Annotated in this window: 19 protein-coding genes, 1 tRNA gene and 1 other RNA gene; 7 read left to right on the top strand and 14 right to left on the bottom strand. The window is 65.4% G+C overall.

From position 1 onward, the window contains the following. Positions 1 to 53: 53 nt before the first annotated feature. From fabF to ABB29_RS03130, 8 genes are all read right to left on the bottom strand, one after another. Positions 54 to 1292 (bottom strand): beta-ketoacyl-ACP synthase II, encoded by a 1239-nt coding sequence (gene fabF, locus ABB29_RS03165; protein ID WP_083487424.1) that lies wholly within the window; start codon positions 1290 to 1292, stop codon positions 54 to 56. Between the two features lie 103 nt (positions 1293 to 1395). Further along, positions 1396 to 1635 (bottom strand): acyl carrier protein, encoded by a 240-nt coding sequence (acpP, locus tag ABB29_RS03160; RefSeq protein WP_057657176.1) that lies wholly within the window; start codon positions 1633 to 1635, stop codon positions 1396 to 1398. Positions 1636 to 1749: 114 nt separating this feature from the next. Further along, positions 1750 to 2493 carry a 3-oxoacyl-ACP reductase FabG gene (gene fabG, locus ABB29_RS03155; RefSeq protein ID WP_057657175.1) on the bottom strand — a complete coding sequence of 248 codons (744 nt, stop codon included), beginning with the start codon at positions 2491 to 2493 and terminating at the stop codon, positions 1750 to 1752. Positions 2494 to 2572: 79 nt separating this feature from the next. Then, positions 2573 to 3523, bottom strand: coding sequence for an ACP S-malonyltransferase (gene fabD, locus ABB29_RS03150; protein ID WP_057657174.1), 951 nt, complete (start codon positions 3521 to 3523; stop codon positions 2573 to 2575). 151 nt (positions 3524 to 3674) lie between these two features. Then, positions 3675 to 4451, bottom strand: a complete 777-nt coding sequence (locus ABB29_RS03145; protein ID WP_057657173.1) for an outer membrane beta-barrel protein — start codon at positions 4449 to 4451, stop codon at positions 3675 to 3677. Positions 4452 to 4666: 215 nt separating this feature from the next. Next, positions 4667 to 5662 (bottom strand): beta-ketoacyl-ACP synthase III, encoded by a 996-nt coding sequence (locus ABB29_RS03140; protein ID WP_057657172.1) that lies wholly within the window; start codon positions 5660 to 5662, stop codon positions 4667 to 4669. A gap of 87 nt (positions 5663 to 5749) precedes the next feature. After that, positions 5750 to 5944: a 50S ribosomal protein L32 gene (rpmF, locus tag ABB29_RS03135; RefSeq protein WP_057657171.1), complete on the bottom strand. Its 195-nt coding sequence runs from the start codon at positions 5942 to 5944 to the stop codon at positions 5750 to 5752. Positions 5945 to 6009: 65 nt separating this feature from the next. Further along, positions 6010 to 6516, bottom strand: coding sequence for a YceD family protein (locus ABB29_RS03130; protein ID WP_057657170.1), 507 nt, complete (start codon positions 6514 to 6516; stop codon positions 6010 to 6012). A gap of 125 nt (positions 6517 to 6641) precedes the next feature. On the opposite strand from ABB29_RS03130, the gene ABB29_RS03125 reads away from it, so the two are divergent. Beyond that, complete coding sequence (locus tag ABB29_RS03125) at positions 6642 to 7211, top strand: Maf family protein (RefSeq protein WP_057657169.1); 570 nt, start codon at positions 6642 to 6644, stop codon at positions 7209 to 7211. 43 nt (positions 7212 to 7254) lie between these two features. Here the strand turns inward: ABB29_RS03125 and ABB29_RS03120 are convergent, their stop codons facing one another. Then, the gene (locus ABB29_RS03120; protein WP_057657168.1) at positions 7255 to 9123 is read right to left on the bottom strand and encodes an ArnT family glycosyltransferase; all 1869 of its coding nucleotides are present in this window, start codon (positions 9121 to 9123) and stop codon (positions 7255 to 7257) included. A gap of 68 nt (positions 9124 to 9191) precedes the next feature. Between ABB29_RS03120 and ABB29_RS03115 the strand changes: the two genes are divergently transcribed. The 4 genes from ABB29_RS03115 to ABB29_RS03100 are packed head-to-tail and all read left to right on the top strand — an operon-like array spanning position 9192 to position 13582. Then, positions 9192 to 10118: an AAA family ATPase gene (locus ABB29_RS03115; RefSeq protein ID WP_157062475.1), complete on the top strand. Its 927-nt coding sequence runs from the start codon at positions 9192 to 9194 to the stop codon at positions 10116 to 10118. 5 nt (positions 10119 to 10123) lie between these two features. After that, entirely contained in the window at positions 10124 to 11086 is a 963-nt protein-coding gene (locus ABB29_RS03110) for a DUF58 domain-containing protein (RefSeq protein ID WP_057657520.1), read from the top strand. After that, positions 11079 to 13049 (top strand): transglutaminase TgpA family protein, encoded by a 1971-nt coding sequence (locus tag ABB29_RS03105; RefSeq protein WP_057657166.1) that lies wholly within the window; start codon positions 11079 to 11081, stop codon positions 13047 to 13049. The genes ABB29_RS03110 and ABB29_RS03105 overlap by 8 nt, the downstream gene beginning before the upstream one ends. Beyond that, entirely contained in the window at positions 13046 to 13582 is a 537-nt protein-coding gene (locus tag ABB29_RS03100; protein WP_057657165.1) for a Slp family lipoprotein, read from the top strand. Before ABB29_RS03105 ends, ABB29_RS03100 begins: the two co-directional genes overlap by 4 nt. A 92-nt stretch (positions 13583 to 13674) precedes the next feature. Here ABB29_RS03100 and ABB29_RS03095 read toward each other — a convergent pair whose 3' ends face one another. Genes ABB29_RS03095 through dnaX form a run of 5 tightly spaced genes read right to left on the bottom strand, consistent with a single transcriptional unit; the run spans position 13675 to position 17419 of the window. Continuing rightward, positions 13675 to 14034, bottom strand: coding sequence for a histidine triad nucleotide-binding protein (locus ABB29_RS03095; RefSeq protein ID WP_057657164.1), 360 nt, complete (start codon positions 14032 to 14034; stop codon positions 13675 to 13677). Continuing rightward, on the bottom strand, positions 14031 to 14585 hold the full coding sequence (locus ABB29_RS03090) for a M23 family metallopeptidase (RefSeq protein WP_083487422.1): 555 nt from the start codon (positions 14583 to 14585) through the stop codon (positions 14031 to 14033). The genes ABB29_RS03095 and ABB29_RS03090 overlap by 4 nt, the downstream gene beginning before the upstream one ends. After that, positions 14586 to 15179 carry a recombination mediator RecR gene (recR, locus tag ABB29_RS03085; RefSeq protein WP_057657163.1) on the bottom strand — a complete coding sequence of 198 codons (594 nt, stop codon included), beginning with the start codon at positions 15177 to 15179 and terminating at the stop codon, positions 14586 to 14588. It lies immediately after the preceding gene. 40 nt (positions 15180 to 15219) lie between these two features. Next, a complete protein-coding gene (locus ABB29_RS03080; RefSeq protein WP_057657162.1) occupies positions 15220 to 15540 on the bottom strand; it encodes a YbaB/EbfC family nucleoid-associated protein in 321 nt (106 codons plus the stop codon). Positions 15541 to 15559: 19 nt separating this feature from the next. Next, positions 15560 to 17419 (bottom strand): DNA polymerase III subunit gamma/tau, encoded by a 1860-nt coding sequence (gene dnaX / locus ABB29_RS03075; protein ID WP_057657161.1) that lies wholly within the window; start codon positions 17417 to 17419, stop codon positions 15560 to 15562. Positions 17420 to 17601: 182 nt separating this feature from the next. Here dnaX and ABB29_RS03070 point away from each other — a divergent pair. Further along, a tRNA-Ser gene (locus tag ABB29_RS03070) sits at positions 17602 to 17694 on the top strand. A 412-nt stretch (positions 17695 to 18106) separates the two neighbouring features. Next, an RNA gene (gene ffs, locus ABB29_RS16020) (signal recognition particle sRNA small type) lies at positions 18107 to 18203 on the top strand. Positions 18204 to 18216 lie beyond the last annotated feature (13 nt).

Raw genomic sequence — 18216 nt, 5'->3', positions numbered from 1 at the left:
CGGCGGTCGCGCGTGGCTGGTGCATGGTCCGATGACCATGCACCACGTCGCGATCAGATGCGCTTGAACACCAGCGTGCCGTTGGTTCCGCCGAAGCCGAAGCCGTTCGACATCACCACGTCGACCTTGGCTTCGCGGGCGACGTTGGGCACGTAATCCAGATCGCAGCCTTCACCCGGTTCATCCAGGTTGATGGTCGGCGGGATGATGCCGTGGTGCAGCGCCAGCACCGAGAAGATCGCCTCCACGCCACCGGCGGCACCCAGCAGATGGCCGGTCATCGACTTGGTCGAGCTGACCATGGTCTTATAGGCGTGATCGCCCAGCACCCGCTTCATCGCCAGGGTTTCGGCCAGGTCGCCGAGCGGGGTCGAGGTGCCGTGCGCGTTGAGGTACTGGATCTGTTGCGGGTTGACGCCGGCGTCTTTCATCGCCGAGGCCATGCAGCGGGCCGGGCCTTCACCGTTCTCGCTGGGTGCGGTCATGTGGTACGCGTCGGAGCTGGCACCGAAGCCGGCCAGCTCGCAGTAGATGCGTGCGCCACGGGCCTTGGCGTGTTCGTATTCCTCGAGCACCAGGATGCCGGCGCCATCGCCGAGCACGAAACCGTCGCGGTCCTTGTCCCACGGACGCGAGGCGCGCTGCGGATCGTCGTTGCGGGTCGACATCGCCTTCATCGCGCAGAAGCCGGCCACCGAGCTCGGCGACGAGCCGCGTTCGGCACCGCCGGCGACCATCACGTCGGCATCGCCGTACTGGATCATGCGCATGGCCATGCCGATTGAATGGTTGGAGGTGGCGCAGGCCGACACCGCCGAGAAATTGGGGCCTTTCAGGCCTTTCATGATGCTCAGCTGGCCGGGCAGCATGTTGATGATGGTGCTGGGGATGTAGAACGGCGACACCTTGCGCGGGCCGCCTTCGGCCAGCTTGATCGACTGCTCCTCGATACCGAGGATGCCGCCGATGCCGGCACCGATCAGCGCACCAACGCGCTCGGCGTTGGCTTCGGTGACTTCCAGGCCGGAATCGTCCATCGCCATCAGCGAGGCGGCGATGCCGTAATGAATGAACGAGTCCATCTTCTTGGCGTCTTTCGGCGACACGAAGGTGGTGGGATCGAAATCGCGAATCTCGCCCGCGATGCGGGTGGTATAGGCCGAAGCATCGAAATGGGTGATCGGGCCAAGACCGGAGCGGCCATTGACGATGCCATCCCAGCTGCTGGCCAGATCATTGCCCAGCGGCGACAACATGCCCATGCCGGTGACAACAACGCGACGCTGGCTCATATGCAATTCCTCATCAAAAAAACACCCTACGCGGGCGCATGTATCTCTGGATACGCGCGGGGCCGCATGCGCGGCCCCGACACGGAACAGCAGAACCTGTCGATCAGGCCTTGACGTGCGCCTTGACGTAGTCGATGGCCTGCTGCACCGAGGTGATCTTCTCGGCTTCTTCGTCCGGGATTTCGCACTCGAACTCTTCTTCCAGTGCCATCACCAGTTCAACGGTGTCGAGCGAGTCGGCGCCGAGGTCATCGACGAACGATGCGCTGGTGGTGACTTCATCTTCTTTGACGCCAAGCTGTTCAACAACGATTTTCTTGACGCGTTCTTCAATAGTGCTCATGGATTTCGCTCCAGACGGAGATTGGTAAACAAGGGATAGTTTAGTGGAAAGCGGCGATGACGGGCAGGCCCGCGCAATCACCAGTGAATCAAATACTTACGCCACATACAAGCCTCACGGCATGTACATGCCGCCATTCACATGCAGGGTTTCGCCGGTGATGTAGCTGGCACAGGGGCCGGCGAGGAAGGCCACGGCGTTGGCAATGTCGGCCGGATCGCCCAGTCGCGCCAGCGCGATCTGCTGGATCAGCGCGGTGCGCGATTCCTCCGGCAGCGACTTGGTCATGTCGGTGTCGATGAAGCCGGGCGCGACCACGTTGACGGTCACCCCGCGGCTGCCGATTTCCTTGGCCAGCGATTTCGAGAACGCGATGATGCCGGCCTTGGCCGCCGCGTAGTTGGCCTGGCCAGGGTTGCCGGTCAGGCCAATGACCGAAGCGATGTTGATGATGCGGCCCTTGCGTGCCTTCATCATCCCGCGCATCACCGCCTTGGAGGTGCGGTAGACGCTGGTCAGGTTGGTGTCGATGATCGCCTGCCAGTCTTCTTCCTTCATCCGCATCAACAGGTTGTCACGGGTGATGCCGGCGTTGTTGACCAGGATGCTGATGGCGCCGATGTCCTTGCCGACCGCATCGATCAGCGCTTCGACCGCGGCGGCGTCGGTGACGTCGAGTGCACGGCCATGGCCGCCATGTGCCGCCAGCCGATCCGCGATCGCCTGGGCGCCGCTTTCGCTGGTGGCGGTGCCGATGACGGTCGCGCCCTGCTCTGCCAGTTGATCGGCAATGGCCGCGCCGATGCCGCGGCTGGCGCCGGTGACCAGCGCGACTTCGCCCTGTAAAGGCTTGTTCATCCGTATTTCCTTGTTTGCTTATGGCAAAAAACCGATGCCCGGGGACGTCGCGCCTGCCGGCGCGGCCAGTACCGGGATATCAGTGTACCCACTGTTCCAGTGCCGCCGAATAATCCGCCGGCGTTGCCAGCGAGGCGGCCGGCAATGATTTGTCGATACGCTTGATCAAGCCGCTCAGCACTTTGCCCGGGCCGCATTCCAGTACTTGGCTGACGCCCATCGCCGCCAGTGCCTGCACGCAGCCGGTCCACTGCACCGGCAGGTAAAGCTGCCGCACCAGCGCGTCACGGATCGCATCCACGCCCTGGTGGACGCGCGCGTCGACGTTCTGCACCACTGGCAATGCCGCTTCCGGCATCTGCCAGCTCACCGATTGCATGGCGTCGGCCAGGCGATCGGCGGCGTCACGCATCAGCGGGGTGTGCGAAGGCACGCTGACCGCCAGTTTGACCACCTTGCGCACGCCACGCTCGCCAAGCAGCGCAATCGCGCGATCAACGGCCGCACTGTGACCGCCGATGACGATCTGGCCCGGCGAGTTGAAATTGGCCGGCACCACCACCTGCTCATCCGACGCCTGCTGGCAGATTTCCAGTACCAGCGCGTCCTCGGCGCCGAGCACCGCGGCCATCGAGCCGACGCCTTCCGGCGCGGCTTGTTGCATCAGCTGGCCACGCGTGCGGACCAGGCGCGCCGCGTCATGCAGGCTGATGACGCCAGCCGCGACCAGGGCGCTGTATTCGCCCAGGCTATGGCCGGCCAATACCAATGGCCGCTGGCCACGCTGGCTGTTCCACAAACGCCAGACGGCGACGCTGGCCGCCAGCAGCGCAGGCTGGGTGTATTCGGTGCGATTGAGGGTTTCTTCCGGTCCGTCCTGTGACAGCGTCCACAGATCCACGTCGGCACCGGCGGAGGCTTCGGCGAAGGTCTCACCGATGATCGGATGCGCCTGCGCAAGCTCGGCCAGCATTCCCAGCGATTGGGAACCCTGTCCGGGGAATACGAAAGCCAATTGGGTATCAGTCACTCAGGACCCCTTCAAAAAGCGAGCGGGGATGATACGGGCGAAAGCGCCAGTTTGTCTGTACGACGGCGTATGTCGCAACGCGGACGCGACGCGCCGACGCGGATGCGCTGCCCGCATTCAATGGCGACCGCGTGCGCTGTGCGCCGCTGCGTCAGAACCAGAAGCTCATGCCCAGGAACGGGCCGGCGGTATCCATCTCATAGGCGAACTTGGCACTGTCGTAGTCCTGCGACAGGTAGCGATAACCGAACTCCACCTGGGTGGTGTGCGAGATCACGTACTCGATGCCGGCCATCGCCTGCCATGACGAATCATCACCGCCCAGGCCAACGTCGACGTAGCCATTGGCGGCCCACTTGTCATTGAAGCGATGCACGCCGCGCAGGCCGACGATGGCATCGACCCAGTCATCGCTGCCCTTGACCCGCACGCCATCGGGATAAGTGGTGCTGCTTGGCAGCTTCAGCTCGCTCTCGACTTCGCTATAGCGCGCGCCGCCGAGCACATCGACATGGCCGCTGGCGCTTTCAGCGACGCGATAGGCGACGGCAAGATGGAAGATGGTGTTCTTGATAGAGGCATCGACCCGGCCCAGGTCGTTCTGCAGCGGCTGGGTCTTTTCGCCCAGATTGACGTAGAACACGTCACCGACGATGCCCCAAGGGCCACGGCGTGCTTCCAGCGCGGTCATGAAGCCCATGTCCAGGACCTCGGTGATGTCGCTGAAAGACGCATCGACCCGGGTTTCACTGGCGCCGCCGACGCGGCTGGTACCGTCAAGCCCGGCCGCCCACAGGTTGGGGGCGATGCGGAACTGCCACTGGTCCGACGAAGCCCCCGGCGCGTCCGTGCTGGATTGCGCCCAGGCGAATGCCGGCAGGAGGGACAGCAACAGCGCGGCATTGGCCGCGAACCGGATGGCTTTCATTCTGGAGCTCCTTGCATGGGGAATGTGGCGCCCGCTGGCGCGCGCGTGGAATCTACCACAGGCCGAATCGCAGCGACGTCAACACAATCCCCGTAGAGCGGAGCTTGCTCCGCTGCATAGGCAACAGCGGAGCAAGCTCCGCTCTACAGGAACGCAAAATGGCTGGCTCCCGAGCGATAGCGGAGCAAGCTCCGCTCTACGGGAACGCCAAATGATTAGTAGCGCAGCAGCGCCGAGCCCCAGGTGAAGCCGCCGCCGAAGGCCTCCAGCAGCAGTAACTGGCCGCGCTCGACCCGTCCGGAGCGGACCGCTTCGTCCAGGGCCAGCGGTACCGACGCGGCCGAGGTGTTGCCGTGGCGGTTGACGGTTACTACTACCTGATCCATCGACATGTCCAGGCGCTTGGCGGTGGCTTCGATGATGCGCAGGTTGGCCTGGTGCGGGATCAGCCAGTCCAGGTCATGCTTGCCCAGACCGTTGGCTTCCAGGGTTTCGTCAACGACCGAGTCCAACGCCTTGACGGCGTACTTGAACACGTCGTTGCCCTTCATCTGGATGCTGCTGCCGCTGTTGTACTGGTCATGCTGGAAACCGGCCGATACCCCGACCGGGTTCCACAGCAGTTCTTTCTTGCTGCCATCGGCATGCAGGTGGGTGCTGAGGATGCCGGTCTGGTCGTCGGCCTTCAGCACCACCGCGCCGGCGCCATCGCCAAACAGCACGCAGGTGGTGCGCTCGGTCCAGTCGACGATCCGGCTCAGGGTCTCGGCACCGACCACCAGCACATGCCTGGCGTCGCCGCTACGGATGAATTTGTCGGCCACGCTGAGGGCGTAGACAAACCCGGAACAGGCCGCGTTGACGTCCATCGCCGCGCAGCCATTGGCACCCAACCGCGCCTGCAGCAGGCAGGCGGTGGACGGGAAAATCAAATCCGGGGTGGTGGTGCCGACCACGATCATGTCGAGGTCGGCGGCGCCGATGCCGGCCGCTTCCATGGCGCGCAGGGCGGCCTGGTAGGCCAGATCGCTGGTGGTCTGGCCATCAGCGGCGATGTGCCTTTCTTCGATACCGGTACGGGTGCGGATCCACTCGTCACTGGTATCGACCATCTTGCTGAGGTCGTCGTTGGTCAGGACTTTCTCGGGCAGATAACTGCCCGTGCCGGCGATGCGCGAATAAATGCGCCCGTTAGACCGAGTTTGACTCATGTCCTCTCCCGTTGCTGGCCCGCAACGGGCCCTGATTTCCACCCAGCAAGACGAGCGCTGGCGTGCCATGGTGGCACGCCGGCAACATCAATCTTCGTCGGCGACCGACGTCTTGGTCGCGATGACCTTCTTGCCACGGTAGTAACCGTCGGCGGTCACGTGGTGACGCACGTGGATTTCGCCACTGGTCGGGTCGGTGGACAGCTGCTTGGCGCTCAGGGCGTCATGCGAACGACGCTGACCGCGGCGGGACGGGGTGACTCGGGATTTCTGCACAGCCATGGGATTGCTCCAGCTCTAAACTTGTAATGAATCGTCAGATTCGTGTTGCCAGACCGCCGAAGCGGCTAGTTCTTTTTCAGCGAGGCCAGCGCCGCGAACGGGTTGGCTTTTGCCAGTTCTTCTTCCTGTGCCGGCCAGTCGCGATCCACTGCGTCCGAATCGGGGGACAGCGGCAGCGCCGGTACCGCCAGGACCAGTTCGTCCTCGACGATGTCAGCGGTATGCAGCATGCCGTCCTCGGGCACCAGCAATGCCTCGTAATCCGGTGGCAACGCCGCCTCATCGGCTTCGTCGTTCACCAGTCCCAGGCGCTGCACGATACTCACCGGCAACAGGAAACGCTCCAGGCTGCGCTGGCAAACCAGCGGCAACGCGGCATCGATTCGCAATTCCACGTACGGCACCTGCAACGAATCGCGATCGAACTCGATCGCAAAACGCGCTTCGCCTTCGGTATCAACCAAAAGCCCCTGCAGACGCTTCATGGACGACAGCGGCAGGCGGCCTTCAAAACTGCGCCTGGCCGCGACCATGCGCCAAGCATCCAACATCTCGGGCGTATTCGCGGACATAAGCCGCAGAATGTTAAGGATTGCCGCCGCAAGTGTCAAACACCTTCACGCCGGTCGCCACCCTTGCCCGACCCGCCCCGGCCCGGTCAGACTGGAGTCCCCCGCCCCGGCCAAGGAACGCCATTATGCCGCTTTTACTTGCTTCCACCTCCCGTTACCGGCGCGAACTGCTGGAACGGCTGCGGCTGCCGTTCCGGGTCGCCCGTCCGGAAGTAGATGAATCGCCGCTGGCTGGCGAGACACCGGCGGCGCTGGCCACCCGGCTGGCGCAGGCCAAGGCCGCGGCAATCGCCGCCAGCCAGCCCGGTCATTTCGTGATCGGTTCGGACCAGACCGCGGAGCTGAACGGCGCAGTCATCGGCAAGCCCGGCCAGCGTGAAGCCGCGGTCGCCCAGTTGAGCGCGATGTCGGGACAGCAGGTGGTGTTCCACACCGCCGTCTGCCTGCTCCACCAGGATCAGTCCTGGGCGGCGCTCGACACCACGGTCGTCCGCTTCCGCAGGTTGACCGGCGATGAGATCGAACGCTACATCGACGCCGAGCTGCCCCTGGACTGTGCCGGCAGCTTCAAATGCGAAGGGCTGGGCATCAGCTTGTTCGAGGCGATCGATTCGCACGATCCCACCGCCCTGATCGGGCTGCCGCTGATCGCCCTGTGCCGGATGCTGCGCGAAGCAGGTTTCAACGTACCGTGAACGCTCCCGTCATCCGCAACCTCGGTTCACGGCGGCGACAGCACTAGGGCTCGACGATCAGGCGTTGCTCGTTCCAGTCCTCGACCGAACCATCGGCGCCGTGCAGGCGCAGGCCCAGCCAGTTGACGCCTGGTTTCAGCTTGTCGGCGGGTAGCTGGCCGCTGAAACCAATCGATGGCTGATGGGGATCGCGTGAGCGCCGTTGCAGGAAGTCCTGCAACGTACTTTGCGCATTGATGCCGTACGTGATCGTACCGGCGCTGTTGCCATTCAACAGGATTTCCACCTTGTCGATGCCGGCCCCGTCCTTGGCCGCCCAGCCGTTGACCCGGAGCGTTGGCGAGCCGCCCTCACGTTGCAATGCATGATCCATGTAGGCCACCGCCGGGGTGATGCAGGCACCGTCATCGCCGGCAGCCGGGGTGCGCTCGGCCGCCGGCGTGTAGGACAGCAGCAGGAAACGGCTGGACCCGTGGTCGACATCGACCGTGCGCAGCAACTTCAGCGTGCCGAGCGTCTGGCACAGCTGCTGGTAGTAAGGCAGCAGCTGACGCAGCTTCACTTCGTCCGGGCCCAGCACGATCAGGGCCGGGGTGGCGGGGGCCGAGCTGACATGCAGCTTCCACAAATCCAGCTGCGGTGCGCGGCCATGCTTGTGGTTGAGTGGATGGTCCAGCACCGGGATGTCGGCATCGTCGAGCATGAATCCCAGCTCGGCACCGATCTTGAAACTGCCGGCAATCAGCTTGCTGTCAGGACCCAGTCTGGCCTGCTCCGCACGCACCGCCGCTGCCAACTGCTCCCAGCCGGCAAAGTTGTATGGATAGTATTTGCTGCCGGACAGATGTTCGCGCGCGCTGGAGCTGGCCGTCATGGCGTAGAAGCCGAGGGCCAGGACCAGGCCGACGGCGGCCATCGTCCACGCCGCGATCCGCCAGCCCCTGTGCCATTGCTGCAGCAGCAGAGGCAGCGCCACGATCAGGGCCAGGTAACCGGGCAAGGTCCAGTGGAAGCTGACCCGCTCGACGTCGGCGAAGAAGCCGAGCACGAAGAAGCCCACGGTCGAGACCCCGCCAAGGATGCCGAAGTAGCGCCACTGCGCCGGCATCTGGCTGTTGCGATCGAAGGCGCGCATGAACACCTGCACCAGCGCCACGAAAAGCAGCGGCGTGACCAGCAGCGCCTGCACCAGCACGAACCACGCGCCACTGGCCTGGAATGACCACGGATGGCGGTCGACCAGTTGGAAGCGCAACCCGGCGTCGGCGTATTCCAGATTCCAGGCCACCAGCGGTGCCCAGGCAACGATGCCGACCGCCAGCGCGACCCACACCCGTGCATCGGCCAGCAACCGGCGCCCTTCCGGCAACAGCAACAGCGCGATCAGGCCGACCCCGATGACCCCGACGAAGCGGTAATGACTGAGCGCGCCGATCGCCAGCCCCAATGCCAGTTCCGCGGCCGAGCTGGCATCCACGCTGCGCAGCAGGCGGGCGCCGGCATCCAGGCACAACACCGTCGCGAATGCCATTGGCACGTCCGGCAATGCCAGGATGCCCAGCGTGCCCGACAGCGGCATCACCAGCACCACGGTGCCGGCCTGCCAGCCGATCGCTTCGCCAAACCAGCGCGCGCTGATGTGGGCGATGAGCCACGGCAGCAACGCCGCCATCAGCAGGAATGGCAGCCGCACCGACAGCACGTGCGGGCCGAACATCTCCACCCCCAGCCGAATCAGCCACGCAGTCAGCCCCGGCAGATCCGAGTAGGCAGCGGCCAGATGCTGGCCCTCCTGCCAGTAGAAAGCCTCGTCCACGAACAGTGGCAACCGCGCCGCGATGATGACCTTGATCACCGTTACCGCGATCCAGAGTGCTAGGAAAACCTGTTTGCCACGTGGTGGTGCCTGCATGCCGCTACACTTCCTCACAATTACGAGATTGCCCGAGAGCCATGTCAGCCATCCCCAGCGCGCGCCCTATGCTATCCGAAGCCCTGCAAAACGCATTGAAGAATGCCCAACAGCAAGTCAACGGATTGTTGCTGGGCAAGACCCATGAGGTGCGGCTGGCGTTCGTGGCGCTGCTGTCCGACGGCCATCTGCTGATCGAGGACCTGCCCGGGCTGGGCAAGACCACACTGGCGCATGCCCTGGCGGCGACGCTGGGACTGCGGTTCCAGCGGGTCCAGTTCACCTCCGACCTGTTGCCGGCCGATGTCCTGGGCGTGTCGGTGTATGACGCGCAATCGCGGCAGTTCCAGTTCCACCCGGGTCCGGTCTTCACCGACGTGCTGTTGGCCGACGAGATCAACCGCGCCCCTCCGCGTACCCAGAGCGCTTTGCTTGAAGCCATGGCCGAGCATCAGGTGACCCTGGACGGGGTGACCCACCCGCTTTCGGAACCGTTCTTCGTCATCGCCACCCAGAATCCGGTCGATCTGTCCGGGACCTACCCGCTGCCGGATTCGCAGTTGGATCGGTTCCTGTTGCGGCTCAACCTGGGCTACCCGAATGCCGATGCCGAACGCGCGTTGCTGGCCGGCAGCGACCGTCGCCAGCTGATCTCGCAGACCGCGGCGTTGCTGTCGGCCGATGACGTGCTGGCATTGCGCGCGGCGGTCGACCGGGTGCATGCCAGCGAAGCATTGATCCACTACGTGCAGGCATTGCTGGCACGCAGCCGCCAGCACCCCGGCGTGCGGGTGGGCCTGTCGCCACGGGCCGGCATCGCCCTGCTGCGCGCGGCGCGTGCCTACGCATTGTTGCTGGGGCGCAACCACGTCATCCCCGAAGACATCCAGGCCCTGTTCCCGGCGGTGGCCGCGCACCGGCTGAGCGCCGAGGCCGAGTCGGCCTCGACCGCTTCGCTGGCCAAGTCGATCCTGCTCGCGGTACCGGTCGATTGAAAGCGCTGGCCGAAGTGTTTCAGCCATGGCAACGCCGGTTGTCGCTGCTGGCCAGGCCGCGACACCCGGAAGCGCTGCCGGCGATACTGGATCGCAAGCGGATCTACGTGTTGCCGACCCGCTTTGGCCTGTTCTACGGCGTGCTGGTCTTCACCATGGCGTTGGGGGCCTTGAACTACAACAACAACCCGGCATTGCTGCTGGCGCTGTTGCTGGCCGCGACCGGCCTGGCCAGCCTGATAAGCGCCCATCTGCAGCTATCGGGCCTGCGTATCGAAGCCATATCCGCCGACCCGGTCGCTGCCGGCAAACCACTGCACCTGCAACTGGCGCTGTCGCACCGCGATCAGCGCCCGCGCCGCGGTCTGCAATTGATCTGCCTGGACGCACGCGGCAGTGCCAACATCGATGCGCAGGAGCCGGCGGTGGCCGCGCTGGTAGTGCCCACCCATCATCGCGGCTGGCTGGATCTGGACCGCATCCGCATCGCCACCACCCAGCCGTTGGGGCTGGCGCTGGCATGGGCGTGGATCTGGCCGGACCTGCCGGCGCTGGTGTACCCGGCGCCGGAAACCCACGGGCCACCGTTGCCACAGGCCCACGGTGACGGCGTCCGCGCACGCCGGCATCCGGCCGGCGACGACGTCCACCAGTTGCGTGCCTACCGCGCCGGCGATGCGCGCCGTGCCATCGCCTGGAAACCATCGGCCCGGCGTGACCAGCTGATGGTGCGCGAATACGAACAGTCATCCAGCAAGGATCTGGAGCTGGGCTGGGCCGACACCCGCGGCCTGGCCGGCGAGGCACGCATCCAGCGGTTGGCCTGGTGGGTGGACCTGGCCGAACGCCAGGGCCATCGCTATCGCCTCAGCCTGCCGGGCCATCCGCCGATGCAGGCCGGCCAGGGTGATGCGCACCGGCACGCCTGCCTGCGCGCCCTCGCCCTGATGCCGCACGCCGATGGCTGAATCTTCGCCGCCTACGCTGTCCGCGCGCAGCCGCTTGTGGGCAATGCTCACCAATGCGTTGTGCCTGCTGTGCCTGTTGTTGCAGCTGCCACCGCTGCTGGCGATGGGCATCGGCATCGCAACGCTGCTGGTGATGATGCTGTCATGGCGACAGCGCATGCCCGCCCTGCTGCGAGTGCTGCTGGCGCTGGCGATGCTGGCGGCGGTGTTCATGCTGATGGGCCGGCACTTCGGCCGCGACACCGGCTGCGCTTTGCTGGCGGCCATGTTGGCGATCAAACCAGCCGAAACCCATTCCCTGCGTGATGCGCGCAGCCTGGTCGGCTTCAGCCTGTTCGCACCCTTCGCTGCGTTCCTGCTGGATCAAGGTCCGCTGAGCATGGCGTTGGGCCTGCTCGGCACCGTGGCCGGCCTGCTGACACTGGCGCAGCTGGCCGACAACGAAGCCGACGCCGCAAACAAGCCACAGTTGACCAACCTGTCGATGCGCCAGCGCCTGCTCGCCATCGGCAGGCTGGTGCTGATCGGGCTGCCGCTGATGCTGTCCGCATTCTGGTTTTTCCCGCGCTTTGCCAGCCCGCTTTGGGGCGTGCCCGAACGCGCATTGGCGCGTCTTGGCCTGTCCGATGAAATGTCGCCGGGTGGTTGGCTTGACCTGATGTCCGATGACAGCCCGGCGTTGCGCGTGCAGTTCTTCGGCGCCGTGCCCGCTCCTGCGCAGCGTTACTGGCGTGGACCGGTACTGTGGGATTTCGATGGCCGCAGCTGGACCCGGCCACGTTGGACCCAGGCATTGCCCGCGGCGGCCACATCGCCCGGAAGCGTGCACTGGGACTACCAGATCGAGATGGAACCCACCGAGCGCCGGCAACTGGTCGCCCTGGATCTACCCGACGCCGCGCCAGCAGGCAGCACCCTGGGCCGTGACCACGGTCTGTATGCCGCGCAGCCGCTGACCTCGCTGACCCGTTGGCGCATGCAGTCGTCGCCACCGCGCACGTTCGAACCGGAGCTGCCGCCCAGCTGGCGCCGTCGCGCACTGGCATTGCCCGACGGTTTCAACCCGCGCACCCATGCCCTGGCCCGCCAATGGCGCGCCGAACTCGGCGACGACGACGACGCGATCGTCAAACGCGCGCTCGAGATGATTACCGGCTCGTTTGCCTACACCCTGACCACGCCACTGCCGGGACGGCATGCAGTGGATGAATTCCTGTTCGACCAGAAGCAGGGCTACTGCGAACATTTCAGCTCGGCGTTCGTGGTGCTGATGCGTGCTGCCGGTATTCCGGCGCGGGTGGTCACCGGTTACGCCGGCGGCTACCGCAATCCATTTGGTGACTACTGGATCGTGCGCCAGCAGGATGCCCACGCCTGGGCCGAAGTCTGGTTGCCGCAACGCGGCTGGGTCCGCGTGGACCCTACCGCCGCGGTCGCGCCGGAACGGATTTACGACACGCTCGACGATCGCGCCGATGTCGCCGCCGGTGGCCTCGGCGGGATCCCGCGGATGGGGGATGTCGGCGACTGGCTGCGCCGAGGCTGGAACGACCTGGTACTGGGGTTCGATGCCAGCCGCCAGCAACGCATGTTGACCGGCCTGGGCCTTCCACGGTTGCATGGACGCTCGCTGGCGCTGCTGTTCGCCGTGCTGGCGCTGGCAGCGCTGGGCGGCATGGCCTTTTGGCTGGCCCGCGGCGAGCGTGAACGCGACCCGTTGCTGCGTGCCTGGCACCGGATGAATGCGCGCTACGCCCGCCTGGGCCTGGCCCGCGAGCCCCACGAACCTGCATTGGCATGGGCCGAACGGATCGGCAAAGCGCGGCCAGCAGAGGCAAAGTTAGTAGCATTACTCAGCCAGCGTTTCAGCGAACTCCGCTACGCTGCCGAGGTGGGGGATCGGTCCGCGTTGATCGCGGATCTGCACCGCCATCGCCCCCGGAACCATGGAGAACAGTCATGAAGTTTCGCTTTTTGATGCTCGCCGCCTCCGCTGCGCTGCTGGGTGCGTGTGCCAGCGCGCCGCAGCCGCTGCAAGGCACGTTTGCTCCGATCACCGCGCGCGAAGCGGTCGTCGGCGCCCAGGTCGGCTCCCAGGTCCGCTGGGGTGGCCGGATCATCCAGACCACGCCCGGCCCGCAGCAGACCTGCTTCCAGCTGGTGTCGCGCCCGCTCGGCAGCACTGGCCGCCCGCTCAGTTCCTCGCCGGATGCCGATGACGGCCGCTTCGTCGCCTGCCGTGATGGTTTCTACGACCCGGCGGTATTCGCACCCGGCCGCGAGGTGACCTTCGCCGGCACCATCGACGGTTACGAGAGCACCCGCATCGGTGAGTACGACTACAAACTGCCGCGACTGGCCGCCAATGTCGTCTACCTGTGGCCGGAAGTGCGCGAAGTGGACGTCATCGCCTCGCCGTTCTATGACCCGTTCTGGGGTCCAGGCCCGTACTGGGGCCCGGGCTGGGGCTGGGGTTACCGCGGCGGTTGGTGGTAAGCCACCACCACCACCTTCGATCTCCATCATCGAATGAAAACGCCGCCCTCATGGGCGGCGTTTTCTGTTGCACGCTGATTGGCGACCGGCGCTCAGACCGGCGCACCGAAGCGCCCGAGCTGGGTACCGGCCAACAGGTGCAGGTGGATATGGAAGACCGTCTGGCCGGCGTGTTCGCGGCAGTTCATCACCACCCGGTAGCCGTCTTCGGCAAACCCCTGCTCGCGGGCATAGTGGGCGGCGGCCAGCACCAGCCGCCCGACCAGTTCGGCGTGTTCGGGCTGCAGGTCATCCAGCGTCGGGATCAGCACCTGCTTGGGTATGAAGAGGATATGCACCGGCGCCTGCGGGGCGATGTCCTTGAAGCCGAGCACGTGCTCGTCCTCGTAGACGATGGTCGCCGGGATCTCGCGGCGGATGATCTTGCCGAACAGGGTGTCGTTTTCAGTCATCGCTTTGTCTCGCTGGATGGTTCAGGAAGGTCGCGCAGCATCGGCCATGGATTGATCGCACCCTGGCCAGGCACATAGATACCGTAATGCAGGTGGGTCGGCGTGCCCTTGGCATTGCCGGAATCACCGACATGGCCGAGCAGTTGCCCACTCTCGATCAGATCGCCACGGCTGACCGGACCAAAACTGTCCAGATGCGCATAGTAATGCCGCTGGCGGCCACGGCCGAGCACCCACACCACGTTGCCGCCGAGGGTGTTGTGGCCGACCTGCAGCACGATGCCCGGGCCGACCGAGCGCACCGGTGTGCCGCGTGGCGCAAAGATATCGACCCCTTGATGACCTCGCCCGCCACTGCGCGCGCCGCCCCAGGTATCGGCGATATCCTGTGCGCGCACGTTGTCGACCGGCACCAGCACGGTTTGCGGGGGCGCCGAGCGCCACAGTTCCCACAGCAGGCCGGGCCGCTGCAATGCCGGCACTGCGCTCATCAGCCACAGCAGCAGCGCGGCCAGGATCGCGATCCACAGCAATCCGCGCAGGATCCGCATCTACATGTCCAGACGCGAGCCGAAGGCGTGCGACAGGGTGCCGCGATCGACGTATTCCAGCTCACCGCCCAATGGAACGCCATGGGCCAGCCGGCTGGGACGCACGCCATGCTGGCGCGCCAGCTGGGCCAGGTAATGCGCGGTGGCCTCGCCTTCAACGGTGGGGTTGGTGGCGATGATCAGTTCGCTGACTTCGCCCTGTGCAAGGCGTTGCCCCAGCTGGTCCAGGCCAAGCTCGTGCGGACCAATGCCATCCAGCGGCGACAACCGCCCCTGCAACACGAAGTACACCCCGCGATAGCCGGTAGCCTGTTCTATCGCCAACCGATCCGCCGGCGATTCCACCGCGCACAACAGCTGCCGGTCGCGGCTGCCACTGGCGCAGGTCGCGCAGATTTCGCCTTCGGTGAAATCGCGGCATTGCCCGCAATGGCCAATGCCTTCCATCGCCTCGGCCAGGGCCTGGCCCAGCCGCTTGCCACCGCTGCGCTCGCGCTCCAGCAGGTGGTAGGCCATCCGCTGCGCCGACTTCTGGCCGACGCCTGGCAGCACCCGCAGGGCTTCAATCAATTGTTCAAGCAGCGAAACGCTCATCCGCGCGGGTCACCGGCGTCTTGCGTGCACGAAAGCGTGATCAGAACGGCAGCTTCATGCCGGGCGGCATCGGCATGCCGGCGGTGGCCGAACCCATCCGCTCCTTCGACTCGGCATCGACCTTGTTGGAAGCGTCGTTGAAGGCAGCGGCAATCAGATCCTCAGCCATTTCCTGATCCGACAGGATCGAAGGATCGATGCGCACCTTGCGGCATTCCTTGTTGCCGGTCAGGGTCACGCTGACCATGCCGCCACCGGCGCTGCCGGTGACTTCGAGCTGGGCCAGTTCAGCCTGCGCCTTCTGCAGGTTTTCCTGCATCTTCTGCGCCTGTTGCATGAGTTGGGCGATATTTCCACGCATGTTCGGTTACTCGTGTTGTCTAGTCTTCGAAAGGTCGGATGGAATCGGGCACCACGGTCGCGCCGTGTTGTTCGATCAACCGCTGTACATCGGGATGCTGCATGAACGCCTGCTCGGCGGCGCTCTGCTGTTCGTTGCGCTGGCGATGATTGCGCTGCTGCAACGTCTCAGAGCTGGGGGCGGCGGCCTGGAAAACAATCCGCGGCGCGCTGCCATAACGGTCGGCGATGGCCTTGCCGAGTTCGGCAATCGAGCGATCCGAGCGCAGGTAGTCGAAGCCCGGGTCCAGGGTCAGGGTCAGGGTGCCGTCGGCGTAGGCGCAGAACGCGGCATTCTCGATCAGTTGCCGGGTCGCACCCTTGATGTCGCTATGGCTGGCGAAATGCAGCCAGACGTCGGCGTTGGTGATGCCGATATCGGATGACGTTGCCTCCCGTTGTATCGGCGTCAGCGGCCTGGCCGGTGCCGGCGCGGCTACGGTTACCTGAGCTGGTGGCGTGGCGCGGACGACCGGCGGCTCCGGCTCGTCCCAGGGCGGCGCGCTGTCAGTCGCGGGATCAGCGTTGGCGAGTCGGGTGTCAGCAGGGCTCGGCGCTGGCGTGGAGATGACGGCATCAGCCTCAGTGGCAGTTGACGGTGCCATCGGTGCAGCCACCGCGGCAGCGCCAGTTGCGCTTGCATCCCGTCCCGCACTGGCTTCCGCGGGGGTGGTCGCGGCATTTGCCGTGGACGGCTTGCCTTGACCGGTCTGGCGGCTGGAGCAACTACCGGCACTACCAGCCGCCGGCGCCTCATCGGCGCTCGCCGGCCGGAATGCCAGCATCCGCAATAGGCTCATTTCGAAGCCGGCGCGCGGGCTCGGCGCCAGATGCAGATCGCGGCGACCGTTGATCGCCATCTGATACCACAGCTGCACCACTTCCGGGCGCAGCTGGTCGGCAAACGGCTGGGTATCCAAGGCATCACTGTCGATCGCGGCGCTGGGCACCAGCTGGCGGACCTGGATCCGGTGCAGCGCTTCGGCCAGCGCATCCAGCACCCCGCTCCAGTCCGGCGAGAATTCGGCCAGCCCGCTGACTACCTGCAGCAGACGATCGCCATCGCCGTCAGCCAGCGCCGCCAGCATGGCCGCGACCTGGGCGCGGTCAACCGTGCCAAGCATGTTGCGCACGCCGTCATCCTTGAGCGCGCCGCCAGCGTAGGCGATGGCCTGGTCGAGCAGCGACAGGCCATCACGCAGGCTGCCGTCGGCGGCCTTGGCGATCATCCGGATCGCGCCGGGTTCGGTTTCGATCTGTTCGGCCTGCAGGATCTTGCCGACCTGGCCGGCAATCTGGTCTTCATCCAGGCGCTTGAGGTTGAACTGCAGGCAGCGCGACAACACGGTGACCGGCAGTTTCTGCGGGTCGGTGGTCGCCAACAGGAACTTGACGTGCTCCGGCGGCTCTTCCAGGGTCTTCAGCAGCGCATTGAACGCCGCCTTCGACAGCATGTGCACTTCGTCGATCAGATAGACCTTGAACTTGCCACGCGATGGCATGTACTGGGCGTTCTCGATGACTTCGCGCACATCGTCGACACCGGTATTGGAGGCGGCGTCGATTTCCAGCAGGTCGATATAGCGGCCGGCATCAATGTCCAGGCAGGCCGCGCACTGCCCGCACGGGTCGGCGCTGGTGCCCTGCTCGCAGTTGAGCGACTTGGCAAAGATGCGGGCGATGGTGGTCTTGCCGACCCCGCGGGTGCCGGTGAACAGGAACGCATGGTGCACGCGACCGGTATCCAGCGCATTGCTGAGCGCACGGACCACGTGCTCCTGCCCCACCAGCTCGGAAAACCGCCGGGGGCGCCACTTACGGGCAAGGACGAGATAGGACATGCCGACATTGTGCCACGGCTGGTCAAGTCCCCCGCATGCCGCAGCCGTCATCATCCAACCGTCCCGGACGGCCCTGCCCGCGGACCGGCGCTGGCGGCGCGTTCACACAAAACACTCGCATTCAGCGCCCGCGACCGCTAGAATCTGCGGCCCCGCACCGGCTCCGCGCCGGTCCAGGTCACGGAGAGGTGTCCGAGTGGTTGAAGGAGCACGCCTGGAAAGTGTGTAAGCGTCTAAACCGCGCTTCGGGGGTTCGAATCCCCCTCTCTCCGCCAGATACGCATGAGCCCGCGCAAGCGGGCTTTTGCGTATCTGGCGGAGAGGGATGGACCTCGAGAGAACCCCGGTTCGACAGAACGGCAGGATTGCCGTTCTGCACAGCCGCAGGCTGCCCGCAGGGCGAGGGCCACGGATGGCCCGAGTGAATCCCCGCCGGCGCTGAAGCCAATTCTGAAACACGCAACCCCGCGCAAGCGGGCTTTTGCGTATCTGGCGGAGAGGGATGGACCTCGAGAGAACAAGACGGCAGGACTGCCAGAGTCATCGACCGCACATCATCAATGAACGCGCTTGCCGGAATCCTCGGCGTGACCGACAATAGCGCCCCTGCGATGGGTTCGGCTTTGTCCGCACCGCTTCGCCGGAATCAAAAGGCCGCGCCTTGCGCGGCCTGTGTCTATGGTGGCCCCGTCGGCCCCTCGCGACGCTAGGTTGAAAACTCCGCCAGGGCCGGAAGGCAGCAACGGTATTGACTGACGCGGGCGCCGAGGCAAGTTGGCGGGGCCGCCACCTTTTCC

Source organism: Pseudoxanthomonas dokdonensis, assembly GCF_001431405.1.
Classification (GTDB): domain Bacteria; phylum Pseudomonadota; class Gammaproteobacteria; order Xanthomonadales; family Xanthomonadaceae; genus Pseudoxanthomonas_A; species Pseudoxanthomonas_A dokdonensis.
Note: the sequence above shows the minus strand (reverse complement) of the source record. Positions and strands in the feature narration are given on the sequence as shown.

Bases quoted from the DNA above. Each gene is read 5' to 3' on its own strand.
- fabF (WP_083487424.1), bottom strand. From the start codon at position 1,292: ATGAGCCAGCGTCGCGTTGTTGTCACCGGCATGGGCATGTTGTCGCCG.
- acpP (WP_057657176.1), bottom strand. From the start codon at position 1,635: ATGAGCACTATTGAAGAACGCGTCAAGAAAATCGTTGTTGAACAGCTT.
- fabG (WP_057657175.1), bottom strand. From the start codon at position 2,493: ATGAACAAGCCTTTACAGGGCGAAGTCGCGCTGGTCACCGGCGCCAGC.
- ABB29_RS03145 (WP_057657173.1), bottom strand. From the start codon at position 4,451: ATGAAAGCCATCCGGTTCGCGGCCAATGCCGCGCTGTTGCTGTCCCTC.
- ABB29_RS03140 (WP_057657172.1), bottom strand. From the start codon at position 5,662: ATGAGTCAAACTCGGTCTAACGGGCGCATTTATTCGCGCATCGCCGGC.
- rpmF (WP_057657171.1), bottom strand. From the start codon at position 5,944: ATGGCTGTGCAGAAATCCCGAGTCACCCCGTCCCGCCGCGGTCAGCGT.
- ABB29_RS03130 (WP_057657170.1), bottom strand. From the start codon at position 6,516: ATGTCCGCGAATACGCCCGAGATGTTGGATGCTTGGCGCATGGTCGCG.
- ABB29_RS03125 (WP_057657169.1), top strand. From the start codon at position 6,642: ATGCCGCTTTTACTTGCTTCCACCTCCCGTTACCGGCGCGAACTGCTG.
- ABB29_RS03120 (WP_057657168.1), bottom strand. From the start codon at position 9,123: ATGCAGGCACCACCACGTGGCAAACAGGTTTTCCTAGCACTCTGGATC.
- ABB29_RS03115 (WP_157062475.1), top strand. From the start codon at position 9,192: ATGCTATCCGAAGCCCTGCAAAACGCATTGAAGAATGCCCAACAGCAA.
- ABB29_RS03105 (WP_057657166.1), top strand. From the start codon at position 11,079: ATGGCTGAATCTTCGCCGCCTACGCTGTCCGCGCGCAGCCGCTTGTGG.
- ABB29_RS03100 (WP_057657165.1), top strand. From the start codon at position 13,046: ATGAAGTTTCGCTTTTTGATGCTCGCCGCCTCCGCTGCGCTGCTGGGT.
- ABB29_RS03095 (WP_057657164.1), bottom strand. From the start codon at position 14,034: ATGACTGAAAACGACACCCTGTTCGGCAAGATCATCCGCCGCGAGATC.
- ABB29_RS03090 (WP_083487422.1), bottom strand. From the start codon at position 14,585: ATGCGGATCCTGCGCGGATTGCTGTGGATCGCGATCCTGGCCGCGCTG.
- recR (WP_057657163.1), bottom strand. From the start codon at position 15,179: ATGAGCGTTTCGCTGCTTGAACAATTGATTGAAGCCCTGCGGGTGCTG.
- ABB29_RS03080 (WP_057657162.1), bottom strand. From the start codon at position 15,540: ATGCGTGGAAATATCGCCCAACTCATGCAACAGGCGCAGAAGATGCAG.
- dnaX (WP_057657161.1), bottom strand. From the start codon at position 17,419: ATGTCCTATCTCGTCCTTGCCCGTAAGTGGCGCCCCCGGCGGTTTTCC.